This is a genomic window from Lysobacter sp. Soil_C_15, assembly GCF_057657315.1.
This window is the reverse complement of the sequence record NZ_JBDGIR010000012.1, coordinates 18,370-31,648: the sequence shown is the minus strand read 5'-3', so window position 1 is coordinate 31,648 and position 13,279 is coordinate 18,370. Positions and strand designations below refer to the sequence as shown.

Annotated in this window: 9 protein-coding genes; 5 read left to right on the top strand and 4 right to left on the bottom strand. The window is 71.2% G+C overall.

Features of this window, described 5'->3' with window-relative positions; genetic code table 11:
• Positions 1 to 331 precede the first annotated feature (331 nt).
• Complete coding sequence (locus AC3A57_RS21000; RefSeq protein ID WP_487580676.1) at positions 332 to 2,326, top strand: peptidyl-prolyl cis-trans isomerase; 1,995 nt, start codon at positions 332 to 334, stop codon at positions 2,324 to 2,326.
• A gap of 143 nt (positions 2,327 to 2,469) precedes the next feature.
• Here the strand turns inward: AC3A57_RS21000 and AC3A57_RS20995 are convergent, their stop codons facing one another.
• The gene (locus AC3A57_RS20995) at positions 2,470 to 4,032 is read right to left on the bottom strand and encodes an alkaline phosphatase PhoX (RefSeq protein ID WP_487580675.1); all 1,563 of its coding nucleotides are present in this window, start codon (positions 4,030 to 4,032) and stop codon (positions 2,470 to 2,472) included.
• Positions 4,033 to 4,143: 111 nt separating this feature from the next.
• On the opposite strand from AC3A57_RS20995, the gene rlmH reads away from it, so the two are divergent.
• A complete protein-coding gene (gene rlmH / locus AC3A57_RS20990; RefSeq protein WP_487580674.1) occupies positions 4,144 to 4,614 on the top strand; it encodes a 23S rRNA (pseudouridine(1915)-N(3))-methyltransferase RlmH in 471 nt (156 codons plus the stop codon).
• A 188-nt stretch (positions 4,615 to 4,802) separates the two neighbouring features.
• On the opposite strand, the gene AC3A57_RS20985 is transcribed toward rlmH, so the two are convergent.
• From AC3A57_RS20985 to AC3A57_RS20975, 3 genes are all read right to left on the bottom strand, one after another.
• Positions 4,803 to 5,480 carry an energy transducer TonB gene (locus tag AC3A57_RS20985; protein ID WP_487580673.1) on the bottom strand — a complete coding sequence of 226 codons (678 nt, stop codon included), beginning with the start codon at positions 5,478 to 5,480 and terminating at the stop codon, positions 4,803 to 4,805.
• Positions 5,481 to 5,872: 392 nt separating this feature from the next.
• Complete coding sequence (locus tag AC3A57_RS20980) at positions 5,873 to 6,064, bottom strand: hypothetical protein (protein WP_487580672.1); 192 nt, start codon at positions 6,062 to 6,064, stop codon at positions 5,873 to 5,875.
• Positions 6,061 to 6,840 (bottom strand): SIMPL domain-containing protein, encoded by a 780-nt coding sequence (locus AC3A57_RS20975; RefSeq protein ID WP_487580742.1) that lies wholly within the window; start codon positions 6,838 to 6,840, stop codon positions 6,061 to 6,063. Before AC3A57_RS20975 ends, AC3A57_RS20980 begins: the two co-directional genes overlap by 4 nt.
• Positions 6,841 to 7,000: 160 nt before the next feature.
• Between AC3A57_RS20975 and AC3A57_RS20970 the strand changes: the two genes are divergently transcribed.
• The 3 genes from AC3A57_RS20970 to AC3A57_RS20960 all read left to right on the top strand — a co-directional run bounded on the left by AC3A57_RS20970 (position 7,001) and on the right by AC3A57_RS20960 (position 13,224).
• Positions 7,001 to 7,567 (top strand): Maf family protein, encoded by a 567-nt coding sequence (locus AC3A57_RS20970; protein WP_487580671.1) that lies wholly within the window; start codon positions 7,001 to 7,003, stop codon positions 7,565 to 7,567.
• An 86-nt stretch (positions 7,568 to 7,653) separates the two neighbouring features.
• Complete coding sequence (rng, locus tag AC3A57_RS20965; protein ID WP_221673272.1) at positions 7,654 to 9,141, top strand: ribonuclease G; 1,488 nt, start codon at positions 7,654 to 7,656, stop codon at positions 9,139 to 9,141.
• 117 nt (positions 9,142 to 9,258) lie between these two features.
• Positions 9,259 to 13,224, top strand: coding sequence for a YhdP family protein (locus AC3A57_RS20960; RefSeq protein WP_487580670.1), 3,966 nt, complete (start codon positions 9,259 to 9,261; stop codon positions 13,222 to 13,224).
• Positions 13,225 to 13,279 lie beyond the last annotated feature (55 nt).

Genomic DNA, 13,279 nt, shown 5'->3' with positions numbered 1-13,279 from the left:
AGTTCAGTCGGTTAGAATGCTGGCCTGTCACGCCGGAGGTCGCGGGTTCGAGTCCCGTCCACTCCGCCAGTTTTGCCGAAGGCGCCGGAAACGGCGCCTTTTCTTTTTGCCCGCGCACCGCGGCCGCGGCGCGTTCGTCGTTTTGCTGTGCAGCATGATCCGGCGCCTGCTCCGGCCGGCCTGCGCGGCCGGGCGACCGGACCGGAGAGCGGGGCGAGAGCGGGGACGGATCGGGCCCGGCCGGGCGGATTGCGACCGCCGTCGCCGGCCTCCGCCCGCCGCCCGGAACCGCGCTAAACTGTCCGGCTTACGACTGAACGCGACCCGGAACATGCTGCAGACACTTCGCGACAAGACCTCGGGCTGGATCGCCACGGTGATCCTGGGCCTGCTGATCATTCCCTTCGCCTTCGTCGGCATCGAGCAGTACCTGGTGCAGCGGGTCGACAACGCCGTTGCGCGGATCGAGATCGCGCCGTCGTGGTGGCGTTCGGCGCCGTCGTGGTGGCCGGCGTCGATGCTGTGGAAGAAGGCGGCGATCGAGCGTTCCGAGTTCGACGAGCGCTTCCAGCGCGAGCGCGACCGCCGCCGCGCGGCCGAAGGCGAGGCCTTCGACGCACGCGAGTTCGAGAAGCCGGAAAGCAAGCGCAAGGTGCTCGACCAGCTGATCGACGAACGCGTGCGCATGCTCGCCGCCGAGGTCGAAGGCCTGGCGGTCGCCGACGGCGCGGTGGTCAAGACCATCCAGGCCGTGCCCGAATTCCAGGACGGCACCGGCAAGTTCAGCCAGGAGCGTTACCTGTACGGCCTGCAGATGCGCCAGCCGCCGCAGTCGCCGACCGAGTTCGAGCAGTTCGTACGCGACCGCCTGATGGAGAACCTCATCGTCGGCAACGTCGGCCAGAGCAGCTTCCTGACCCAGGCCGAGATGGACCGCCTGATCAAGCTGATGGGCGAACGCCGCGACGTCAGCCTGCTGCTGATGCCGCCGCCGGCCGCCGACACCGCCGAAGTGTCCGCCGCCGAGATCCAGAAGTGGTACGACGGCCACGGCAAGGATTTCCGCGCTCCGGAAAGCGTGATCCTCGAGTACGTCGAGCTGACCGGCGCGACCCTGCCGCCGCCGGGCGCGCCGACCGAGGCCTCGCTGCGCAAGCGCTACGAGGACGAGAAGAGCCGCTTCGTCGCCGAAGAACAGCGCCTGGTCTCGCACATCCAGATCAACGTCGCTGCCGGCGCCGACGCCGCGGCGCAGAAAGCCGCCGAAACCAAGGCCGCGCAGATCGCCGCCCAGGCCCGCGCCGCCGGCGCCGACTTCGCCGCGCTGGCGCGCGCCAACAGCGAGGACCTCGGTTCCAAGGCGGTCGGCGGCGACCTGGGTTGGATCAACAAGGGCACCTTCCCGGGCGCGTTCGAAGACGCGATGTTCAAGCTCAAGGTCGGCGAAATCAGCGCGCCGGTGAAGGACGAGTCGGGCTGGCACGTGATCGTGGTGCGCGAGGTCAAGGCCGGCCAGGTGCAGCCGTTCGAAGCGGTGCGCGAGACCCTGCTGCGCGAAGAAACCGAAACCGGTCGCGAGCGCGCGTTCAACGATTTCTCGGCCAAGCTGGTCGACATGGTCTACAAGAACCCGACCTCGCTGGCCGAGCCGGCCAAGGCGATGAACCTGGCGGTGATGAAGACCGGCCCGATCACCCGCGATCCGGCGCTCAACAACGGCGGCATCGGCGCCAACCCGGCGGTGATCCGCGCCGCGTTCTCCGAAGCGCGCCTGCAGGACAACACGGTCAGCGATCCGATCGAGATCGGCCAGGAGCACAGCGTGCTGATCCGGGTCGTCTCGCACACCCCGGAACGCGCCTTGCCGCTGGCCCAGGTCCGCGACAAGGTGATCGCCGCGGTGCGCGCCGACCGCGCCAGCAAGGCGGCCGAGCAGGAAGCGCAGGCGCTGGTCGCGCGCGTCAACGCCGGCGAGACCCTGGCCGCGGTGGCCGCGTCCAAGCAGTTGCCGGCGCCGGAATCGGTACCGAACGTGGCCCGCGGCATGCCCCTGCCGACCCCGGAAGTGAGCGAAGCGATCTTCGCCCTGAAGGCGCCGGCCGCCGGCAAGGCCAGCGCGGGCAAGGCCAAGCTGCCGGACGGCCGGGTCGCGGTGTTCGCGGTCGACAAGGTCGTGCCGGGCAGCAAGGCCGAGATCCCGCCGGCGCAGCTGGACATGATGCGCACCCAGATCTCGCAGCTGGGCGGTTACGAGGAAGGCCGGGAGCTGACCTCGGAACTGCGCAAGCGGGTCAAGATCCAGGTGATCGAAGACAACCTGCGCTGATCCGCGCGCCGGGCGCCGGCGAAGGCGCCCGCGACACCAGAAAGGCCCGGCTCGCGCCGGGCCTTTTTCTTTGCCTGGTCTTTGCCCATCGATCGCGGATCGGGCCGGCCGCCGCCGCGCCATGGCGGCGGCGCCAGGCGGCTTTACAACGGGCCGCGTTCCCAAGGACCGGTGATGGCGAAGGTGATGCCCGGGCTCTGCATGTTGACGAACAGGGTGCGTCCGGCCGGATCCCAGCAGGCGCCGCAGAATTCGCTGTCGCGGTAATCGCCTTCGGCGACCTGCTTGCCGGCGTCGGCGATCTGGCTGGAGGTCAGCTCGGCGTTGTTCTTGCACAGGTAGAACGATTCGCCGGCGCGGGTGAGGCCGAGCAGGCGCGTGCCCGGGCCGTATTCGTCGGGGCTGCCGGCCGGCGCGGCGTCCGGGTCTTCGCACAGCACCACGCCGCCGCGCACGTTGACGGTGATGTTGTCCGGGTTGTGCGCGGCCAGCTGGTGATTGCTGACGAACAGCGCGCGCAGGCGCTGGGTGAACAGGTCCAGCACCCACACCGTGCCGTTGCCACGGCCCTTGCGGCCCTGGGCGTCGACGCCGGTGCTGGTGTCGACGATGAACATCTTGCCGTAGCTGTACCAGATGCCTTCGCCGCGGCTCATGCGCAGGCCGCCTTCGCTCCAGGCCTGGGCGAACGGGCCGCTGAGCGTGTCGCCGGCGCCGATGTCGGGGAAGCCGTTCGGGGCGACGATCGAATCCAGGTCCGGATCGGGAATGTCGACCCACTCGAGCTGGAACTCGTTGCCGATCGAGGCGGTGGTCAGGTCGGCGTTGCGCTTGCCGCGCACGCGCGCGGCCTGCAGCCGGCCGCCGTGTTCGAGCGAGCCCGGGCGGCCGAAGCGGTCGTTGGGGATGAAGCGGTACAGGCCGGATTTGTTGCGGTCGTCCTCGGTCAGATAGACGATGCCGGTGCGCGGATCGATCGCCACCGCTTCGTGGCTGAAGCGGCCCAGGCCGATCAGCGGCCGGCCGGTGGTGCGCTCGCTGCGCGGGTCGACTTCGAACACGTAGCCGTGCTTGCGGCCGGTGCTGGACACCGCATTGCTCTTGATCTCTTCGCAGGTCAGCCAGGTGCCCCACGGGGTCGGGCCGCCGGCGCAGTTGACCATGGTGCCGCCGAGGCTGGACTCGGCGCTGTCCCAACCGCCGCCGTGGCGGCCGCCGTCGTAGCGGTAGCGCAGGGTGGTGGTGCCGCCGCCGGGCTGGCCGCCGGCGAAGGTGCCGGTGTCGTACATGCCCGGCGCCTGGATCGGCGAGGCGCCGGCGCCGCGTTCGTGATTGCGGATCAGCACCAGCTCGTGGCTGGCGTGGCCGCGGCCGTGCGGGCGATGCGGCACGCGGCGCGCGGCGACCACGGCCATGCCGTCGTGGCGGTCCGGACAGGGACGGCCGTCGGCCATTCGGTCGCCGCTCCAGGCGAACGAGCGATAGCTGAATCCGCGCGGCAACTGCAGCAGCGGCAGGCCGGTGCTGAGGTCGGCGACCGGCGCGAGCGGGCCGTAGCGACTCGGCACCGGGGCGATGCGGCTGGGGTCGGTCGCGGCCTCGGCCTGGCGCGAATACAAGGCGCCGAGACTGCCGATCGCGCCGACCGCCATGGCGGCGGCGCTGCTCTTGAGGACCTGGCGGCGGGAGGGGTCGAACGCATCCATCGGGATACTCCTGCGGGGCTGGGGCGGGGGAACCCCGCACCCTAGGCCGGCGCGGTAACCGGGATATGACAGTCGCGCGATGAGGCGCCCGCGCTTGGCTACCATGCGCGGATGAAAAGCAGATTGATCGCGGTCGGCGAACGCGCGCCGCGCTGGGTCGCCGAGGGCTTCGGCGAGTACCAGAAACGCCTCTCGCACTGGCTGCCGCTGGAATTGGTGGAGATCGAACCCGGCCTGCGCGGCAAGGGCCGCGACGCCGCGCGCGCGACCCAGGACGAAGGCGCGCGGGTGCTCGCGGCGCTGCCGAAGAACGCCTGCGTGGTGGCGTTGGAAGGGCGCGGCCGGCTCTGGACCTCGGAACAACTGGCGCAGCGCCTGGAGCACTGGCGCGGCCAGGGCCGCGACCTGGCCTTCCTGATCGGCGGCCCGGAAGGCCACGCCGCCGACGTGCTCGCCCGCGCCGACGAACAATGGTCGCTGGGGCCGCTGACCCTGCCGCACATGCTGGTGCGCCTGGTCGCGGCCGAGCAGTTGTACCGGGCGGCGGCGTTGTTGGCCAATCACCCGTATCACCGGGCTTAGCGCGGGACTCGGGACTCGGGACTCGCAAAAGCAGATTGCCGTCGCTATCGCTGTTGCTGTTGCTTACGAGTCCCGAGTCCCGAGTCCCGAATCCCGAATCCCGAATCCCGAATCCCGAATCCCGAGTCCCGCCAACAGCAAAAACCCGGGCAAGGCCCGGGTTTTCGCTGTTGCACGCGCAAGCGGGCCTACTGCGCCAACTTGAACTCGATCGGCACCCGGCCGCGGGCCTGGACCGGTTGGCCGTCGCGCGTCGCCGGCTGGAAGGTCCAGCGGCTCAGCACCGCCCGGCGCGCGGCCTGGTCGAGGATGCGATGGCCGCTGCTGCGGACCACGCTGACCACGATCGGCTTGCCGTCGATGCCGACCAGGATCTCCAGTTCGACCACGCCGGTCAGGTTGTCGCGCACCGCCTGCGGCGGGTAGGGCGGGGCCGGGTTGTTGAGGGCCTGCAGGCTGGCGCCGGTCTGGATGGCCGGGCCGATGCCGGTCGGCGGTTCGGCCGTGGCGACCTGGATCGGCGGCTGCTCGACGCCGGCGAAGTCGGTCGGCGCCGGATTGGGGTTGTCGACCACGATCGAGGGCGGCTGCTCCTGCCGCACCGGCTGGGTCTGCGTCGGCGGGGCCGGGTCGCGGCGCACCGGCAACGGGTCTTCGATGACCGGGGGCGGGACGGGGTTGGGCCGCAGCGGGATCTGGATGATCGGGTCCTCGTCGACCGACGGCAGCACCAGCTTGGGCGCGCTCAGCGGCGCCAGCAGCAGCAACAGCATCACCGTATTGAACGCGATCGCGCCGGTATTGCCGGCGATGCGCACGCCGTCCAGCGGCTGGCGGGGGTGGGAAGAGGGGATCGCACGAACCATGGGCTTCCTCCTTGGATGATCGACACAACGACAATCAACGTGCGGTTACCGCAAACGGGGTCGAATCTGAAGCCGGCTTTCGATCACAAACTGCTCCGTACGTTTGCCAAACGCAAGCGGTTCTCGTTTGCGACTTTGGTCGGTACGGAGGCCGCCCCGGGCTCGGTCCCCTGGGCGCGGATCGCCGCCGAATCGCGGAGGATGCCGGTGCGATCACCGCAACGGACTCGTCGGCGCGGACTTCGGCGCGGTTCGGTTGTCGCTGAATGGATGGCAACAGGCTGCGGCGGTCCAGGCCCTGGGCCACTTGCGGTGCCGGCGAACGCAAACGACGAGGCCCGCTCGCGCGGGCCTCGTCGGTCGATCGTCGCGGCCGCCTCGGGCGGCGCGGCTCAGTCCTTGGCCGGGTCGGGACCCGATTCGGGCTTGCGTTGCAGCCCGCCCTCATCGGGCGACGGCGGCGGGCGCTTGGGCCGCTGCGCATCCTGGCCGTCGCGCGGCTGCGGCTCCGGATAGCCCGGCGCATGCGCCGGCTTGCCGTCGGGCCCGCGCGGGGGCTGCTTGCCGGCGCCGGCCATGCTCACTTGCCCAACTCGAACACCACGTCGAGATTCATCGACAAGGTGTTTTCGCCCGGCGAGACCGAGGTGTCGCCGGCGGCGCCGGCCTTCTCCATGCGCATGGCCATCATCGGCATCGGCATCGGCGGGGCGAAGCGGCCGCCTTCGCTGACGCTGACGATCCGGCGCACCTTCATGCCCAGGGTCTTGGCGTACATGTCGGCGCGGGCCTGGGCCTTCTCGATCGCGCCGCGGCGGGCTTCGTCGAAGGCGGCTTCCTTGTCCTTGTCGTCCAGGTCGAAGCTCGGGCCGTTGATCTGGTTGGCGCCGGTGGCGACCAGCGAGTCGAGGATCTTGCCGACCTTGGAGATGTCGCGGATGACGATGTTGACGTTGTTGTTAGCCTGGTAGCCGGTGATCTGCGGCGGCTGGTTTTCCTGGTAGCGGTACTGCGGGTTGAGATTGATGCCGCTGGTCTGGATGTCGCGCTCGGCGATGCCGGCGGCCTTGATCGCGGCCACCACCTTGGCCATCTGCTCGGCGTTGGCGCGCATCGCCGCATTGGCGTCGGCGGCCTGAGTGACCACGCCGGTGGAGACGGTGGCGATGTTGGGGGTGCGCTTGGCCTGGGATTCGGCCGAGACCGACAGCAGGGTGCCGTCGGTAGCGACGTAGGGCGTGGTCTGGGCGGACGCGGACATGGCGGTGACGGCTCCGAAGGCGAGGAAGGCGGCCAGCGCCAGCGGGCGCAGCGAAGCCGAACGGGAAGCGGGGCGGGGGGCGGGGACGGCGGGGTGCATCGTGCGGGCGGAACGCAGGAACGGCGACCGGATCATGTGGAGCTCCTTGGGTGACGAGGTAAGGGTCTTGCTGAACTGGTTAACGAACCGTGATTCGTGACGGGGTTTGCGCGAGGGAATGTCGGCTGGCGCTCAGTCAGCGCGGGTTATGCTTTCGCGCATGCTCTATCTAGCCTCCCAGTCGCCGCGGCGACGCGAATTGCTGGCCCGCCTGGGCCATGAATTCGGCCTGCTCGAACTCGACGTGCCCGAACATCGCCAGCCCGGCGAGCCGGCCGAGGACTACGTGCGCCGGGTGGCGCGCGAGAAGGCCGGCGCCGGCCTGCTCAAGGTGGTCGGCAATCCGGCCGCGGTGGTGCTGGGCTCGGACACCGAGGTCGTGCTCGGCGACGAGGTGTTCGGCAAGCCGCGCGACGCGGCCGACGCGGCGGCCATGCTGCGCCGGCTGTCCGGCCGCACCCACCGGGTGATCAGCGCGGTGTCGCTGGTCTCGCCCGCGCGCGAAGCCCAGGCCGTGTCGGTGTCCGAGGTCAGCTTCGCCGAGCTCGACGAGGCGACCATCGTCCGCTACGTGGCCGGCGGCGAGCCCGAGGGCAAGGCCGGCGCCTACGCGATCCAGGGCGCGGCCGAGGCCTTCGTGACCCGGTTGTCCGGCAGCTACTCCGGGGTGATGGGGCTGCCGCTGTACGAAACCGCGCAGTTGCTGCGCCAGTTCGGCCTCGGCTAGCGCCGGCGGCGCCGGCCGCCTGCACCCCGCTTCTCTGGCTCGTCCCCCGATTTTCCGCCGCCCGCCCTGGACCCCGCGCCGCCCCCATGACTGAAGAGATCCTGGTCAACGTCACCCCGCGCGAGACCCGCGTCGCCGTGGTCGAAAACGGCATGCTGCAGGAGCTGCACATCGAACGCGGCTGGCGCCGCGGCGTGGTCGGCAACATCTACAAGGGCAAGGTGCAGCGGGTCATGCCCGGCATGCAGGCGGCGTTCGTCGAGATCGGCCTGGAGCGCGCCGCGTTCCTGCACGCCGCCGACATCGTCAAGCCGAGCCAGAGCGGCGAGAGCGAGGGCGACGAGGCGCCGCTGCCGCCGACTCCGACCCGGCCGATCGCCGAGCTGCTGCGCGAGGGCCAGGAGATCGTGGTCCAGGTGGTCAAGGACCCGATCGGCAGCAAGGGCGCGCGCCTGACCACCCAGCTCAGCATTCCCTCGCGCTACCTGGTGCTGCTGCCGCGCACCCGGGTGGTCGGGGTCTCGGCGCGGATCGAGGACGAAGGCGAGCGCGCCCGGCTCAAGAGCCTGGTGACCGCGCTGGCGCCGTCGGCCGACCATCACGGCTACATCGTCCGCACCAACGCCGAGGGCCAGCCGGAAGAGGCGCTGGCCGAGGACATCGCCTACCTGAGCCGGGCCTGGGCGCTGATCGCCGAGAAGTCGCGCAGCTGCAAGGTCGGCGAACGGGTCTATGAAGACCTCAGCCTGCCGCTGCGCGCGGTGCGCGACCTGATCCGGCGCGACGTGGAGAAGGTCAAGGTCGACTCGCGCGAAACCTGCGAACGCCTGCGCAGCTTCGCCGCCCAATACATGCCGGGCCTGGCCGAGAAGATCGAGCATTACACCGGCGCGCGGCCGATCTTCGACCTGTACGGGGTCGAGGACGAGATCCAACGCGCGCTCGACAAGGAGGTGCCGCTGAAGTCCGGCGGCTACCTGGTGATCGACCAGACCGAGGCGATGACCACCATCGACGTCAACACCGGTTCCTTCCTCGGTCAACGCAACCTGGAAGAGACCGTTTACCGGACCAACCTGGAGGCGGCGCAATCGGTCGCCCGGCAATTGCGGCTGCGCAACCTGGGCGGGATCATCATCATCGACTTCATCGACATGACCGACCTGGAGCATCGCCGCCAGGTGCTGCGTCAGCTCGAGAAGGCGCTGACCCGCGATCACGCCAAGACCACGGTGTACGAGTTCTCGCCGCTGGGCTTGGTCGAGATGACCCGCAAGCGCACCACCGAGAGCCTGGAGCGCCAGCTCAGCGAGGCCTGCCACGAATGCGGCGGCCGCGGCACGCTGAAGACACCGGAAACCGTGACCTACGAAATTTTCCGCGACATCGTCCGCCAGGTGCGCCAGTTCGACGCCGCGCGCCTGCTGGTGATCGCCTCGCCCAAGGTGGTGGCGCGGATCACCGACGAAGAATCCGCCGCGGTCGCCGAACTGGAGGAATTCCTGGGCAAGTCGATCCGCTTCCAGGCCGACGATCAGTATGCGCAGGAGCAGTTCGATGTCGTGCTGCTTTGAGATCAGCGGGACTCGGGACTCGGGACTCGGGACTCGAACAAGCAGGCTCCGGGCTATCGCTTTGCGAGTCCCGAGTCCTGAGTCCCGAGTCCCGGCGCAATGCGGAGCGGCGCGCTGATGCCCACCCCGCTGCGCCGCCGCCTGCGCATGGCCCGCCGCGGCGCCTTCTACGGCGTCGCGGTGGTGCTGGTGCTGGTCGCCGTGCTGCTGGGTGCGGCGAGCCAGGTGCTGCCCTTGGCCGAGAGCCACCCCGAACAGGTCGCGCAGTGGCTGAGCCAGCGCGCCGGGCGGCCGGTGGCGTTCGACCGGGTCGAGACCCAATGGACCCGGCGCGGGCCTCTGCTGCGTTTGAACGGATTGCGCATCGGCGAAGGCGCGCAGGCCTTCACCATCGGCGATGCGGAGATGCTGGTTTCGGTGTATGCCGGCCTGCTGCCGGGGCAGTCGTTCTCCGAGCTGCGCCTGAAGGGTCTGGACCTGACCCTGGAGCGCGCCGACGACGGTCGCTGGAAGGTGCGCGGCTTGCCGGGCCAGGACGCCGCGCCGCAGCGCGATCCGCTGTCGGCGCTGGAAGGCCTGGGCGAGTTGCAGGTGATCGACGGCAAGCTGGCGGTGATCGCGCCCGCCCTGGGCGTCGATGCGCGGATTCCCAAGATCGATCTGCGCCTGCGCGTGGACGGGCCGCGGGTGCGCGCCGGCGCGCGGGTCTGGCCCAGCGTCGGCGTGGCCGGCGCGCCGTCGACGCCGCTGGACGCGGTGCTGGACTTCGATCGCCGCCGCGGCGACGGCCGCGCCTATGCCGGCGCGACCCGCGCCGATCTGGCCGGCTGGTCGCCGCTGTTGAAGCTGGCCGGCATCCGGGTCGAGTCCGGCCAGGGCCGCGCCGAGGCCTGGGGCGAATTGCGCGGGCATCGGGTCGCGGCGGTGACGGTGTCGGCCGCGCTCGACCGGGTCGGCCTGCGCGCCGAGCGCGCCGCGGGCAGCGCGGCGGCCGCCGGCCCGCCGGCGCGAACCGAATTCGAACATGTCGAAACCCTGTCGTTCTGGCGCCTGACCGAGCAGGGCTGGCGCTACGACGCGCAGCGCCTGCGCATCGGCAGCGGCGAGCAGGTGCAGTCGCTCGACGGTCTGGCCGTCGCCGGCGGCGAGCGCTACGCCTTGCGCGCCCCGCGCATCGACGCCGGTCCGCTGATCGCGGTGCTCGCGCTCAGCGATGCCTTGCCCGAACGCCTGCGGCATTGGCTGGAAACCGCCAAGCCGCGGGTGTCGCTGAGCGAGATCGCGATCGACGGGCGCCGCAACGGGCCGTTGTTCGCCAGCGGCAGGATCCGGGCGCTGGGCTTCGACGCGGTGGGGTCCTCGCCGGGCCTGCAGGGCTTGTCGGGCCGTTTCGAAGGCGACGCCGACGGCTTCGTGCTCGACCTGGACCCGGCTTCGCCGATGCGCTTCGATTGGCCGGCCGGCTTCGGCGTGGCGCATACGGTCAGCCTCGACGGCCGCGTCGGCGGTTGGCGCGAAGGCGCTGGCTGGCGCGTCGGCACCACCGCGCTGCGCGTGCGGGGCAAGGATTTCGGTGTGCATGCGCGCGGCGGCCTGTGGTGGCAAGGCGACGGCAGCCGGCCGTGGATCGACATCGCCGCCGACCTCGACCCGACCCTGGTGCCGGTCGCCAAGGGTTTCTGGATCCGCAACAAGATGTCTACGAACCTGGTGCATTGGCTCGATGCCGCCCTGGTCGACGGGCGCCTGAGCGATGCGCATGCGGTGGTGTCCGGCGACCTCGACGACTGGCCGTTCAACCGCAACAACGGTTTGTTCGAAGCCAGCGCCCGCCTGCAAGGCGCGGTGGTGAAGTTCCAGCCCGACTGGCCGGCGGTGGAAGGCCTCGACGCCGACGTGCGCTTCGTCGCCGACGGCTTCAGCGTCGCCGGCAAGGGGCGGCTGGCCGGCGTCGGCGTGCGCCGGATCGAAGCCGGCATCGATCACTACAAGGACGGCCGCCTGCGCGTCGACGCCGACGGCGCCGCCGATGCGGCGCAACTGGTGGCCCTGCTCAAGCAAAGCCCGCTGCACAAAGATCATGCCGATACCCTGAACAACGTGCGCGCCAGCGGCCCGGCCCAGGTCGGTTTCGAGATGGAACTGCCGTTGCGGCCGAACAGCCGTACCCACATCGCCGGTACCGTCGCGTTGGACAACGCCAAACTGGCCGACCCGCGCTGGAAGCTGGCCTTCGAGCAGGTGCGCGGCCGCGCCGAATACGGCCGCGGCGGTTTCGGCGCCGAGGAACTGGCGGTGCAGCACGAGGGCGCGCCGGGCAAGCTGTCGCTGCGCGCCGGCGACGAATACGTGCGCGACCGCGGCAATTTGTTCGAGGCCGCGCTGGATACCGCCTCCGGCGCCGACGAGATGATCGCGCGCGGGCCGGACGAATTGGCCTGGCTCAAGCCCTATCTGGACGGTCGCTCGCTGTGGACCGCGGCGATTTCGATTCCCAAGAGCCCGGGCGCGACGACCGCGGTCAAGGCCGCCGGCGTGGCCGCGCCGGTGCCGGCCATGCTGCGCCTGCAGACCAACCTGGTCGGCACCGCGCTGACCCTGCCGGCGCCGCTGGCCAAGCCGGCCGCGGCCAGCCTGCCGACCACGGTCGAAACCCCGCTGCCGCTCGGCAGCGGCGACGTGCGCGTTTCGCTGGGCAACGTGCTGGCGCTGCGCGCGCGCACTGCCAACGGCCGCACCGGCGTGCGCGTGGTGCTGGGCGGCAACCGGGTCGACGAGGCGCCGCCGGCCAGCGGCCTGATCGCCACCGGCCGCGCCGCGCAACTCGATGCGGTCGACTGGATCGCGCTAGCGCATGGCGACGGCGGCGAAGGGGCGGGCGCGGGCGGCGGGCTGCCGCTGCAGCGCATCGACGTGAGCGCGCAACAGCTGCAGCTGATCGGCGGCCAGTTCCCCGATACCCGCATCATCGTCGCGCCGGCGCCGCGCGGCGCCACCGCGGTGCGCGCCGAGGGTGCGGCCCTGGAGGGCGCGGTGCTGATTCCCGGCGGCGACAGCGGCGCGATCGCCGGCCGCTTCGCCCGCGTGCATTGGCGGGCGCCGGCAAAGGCGGCCGCAGCGGCGGCCGGTACCGGCGCAGGCAGCGCCAACGCCGGCACCGACGCGAACGCGGGCGCGCCGGCCTCGACCGCGGCGAATGCCGCGAGCGCAGGCGCGGAGCAGGGCCTGCATCCGTCCGAGATCCCGGCATTGCTGCTCGACATCGCCGACTTGCGGGTCGGCGACGCCGCGCTCGGCAAGGCCAGCGTGCGCACCCGGCCGACCCCCGCCGGGATGCGCATCGAACAGATCAGCACCCGCGCGCCGAAGCAGTCGATCGACCTCAGCGGCGACTGGACCGGGCGCGGCGCCAACGCCCGCACGCACCTGAACCTCAGCGTCGACAGCGGCGACGTCGGCGCGCTGATGAACGGTTTCGGCTTCGCCAACCAGATCGGCGGCGGCCGGGCCAAGGCCCGGTTCGAGGCCGGCTGGCCGGGCAGCCCGGCCGGTTTCGCACTCGGCTCGCTCGAGGGCAGCCTGACCCTGGACGCGCGCGACGGCCGCCTGCTGGAGATCGAGCCCGGCGCCGGGCGCGTGCTCGGCCTGCTCAGCGTGGCCCAGCTGCCGCGGCGGCTGACCCTGGATTTCCGCGACCTGTTCTCCAAGGGCTTCGCCTTCGACCGGATCGGCGGCACGGTGCGCTTCGGCAACGGCAGCGCGCGCAGCGACGACCTGAGCATCGACGGCCCGGCGGCGGCGATCTCGATCCGCGGCGCCGCCGACCTGCGCGCGCAGCGCTACGACCAGACCATCGAAGTGCGGCCCAAGGCGGCCAACGTGCTGACCGCGGTCGGCGCGCTCGCCGCCGGCCCGGTCGGCGCGGCGATCGGCGCCGCCGCCAATGCGGTGCTGCAAAAGCCCTTGGGCAGCCTGGCTTCCAAGACCTACCGGGTCACCGGGCCGTGGAAAGAGCCCAAGGTCGAAGTGGTGACCCGCGAACAGACCCGCGCCGCCGCCGCGCCGGTTCCGCCGGCCGGCTGAACGCCGGCCGCGCCGGGCGCCGCCGGGATTGATCGGCGGCCCTCACGCCACCATC

Excerpts from the sequence above, each read along its gene's own strand:
- AC3A57_RS21000 (WP_487580676.1), top strand. The coding sequence starts at position 332 with ATGCTGCAGACACTTCGCGACAAGACCTCGGGCTGGATCGCCACGGTG.
- AC3A57_RS20995 (WP_487580675.1), bottom strand. The coding sequence starts at position 4,032 with ATGGATGCGTTCGACCCCTCCCGCCGCCAGGTCCTCAAGAGCAGCGCC.
- rlmH (WP_487580674.1), top strand. The coding sequence starts at position 4,144 with ATGAAAAGCAGATTGATCGCGGTCGGCGAACGCGCGCCGCGCTGGGTC.
- AC3A57_RS20985 (WP_487580673.1), bottom strand. The coding sequence starts at position 5,480 with ATGGTTCGTGCGATCCCCTCTTCCCACCCCCGCCAGCCGCTGGACGGC.
- AC3A57_RS20975 (WP_487580742.1), bottom strand. The coding sequence starts at position 6,840 with ATGCACCCCGCCGTCCCCGCCCCCCGCCCCGCTTCCCGTTCGGCTTCG.
- AC3A57_RS20970 (WP_487580671.1), top strand. The coding sequence starts at position 7,001 with ATGCTCTATCTAGCCTCCCAGTCGCCGCGGCGACGCGAATTGCTGGCC.
- rng (WP_221673272.1), top strand. The coding sequence starts at position 7,654 with ATGACTGAAGAGATCCTGGTCAACGTCACCCCGCGCGAGACCCGCGTC.
- AC3A57_RS20960 (WP_487580670.1), top strand. The coding sequence starts at position 9,259 with ATGCCCACCCCGCTGCGCCGCCGCCTGCGCATGGCCCGCCGCGGCGCC.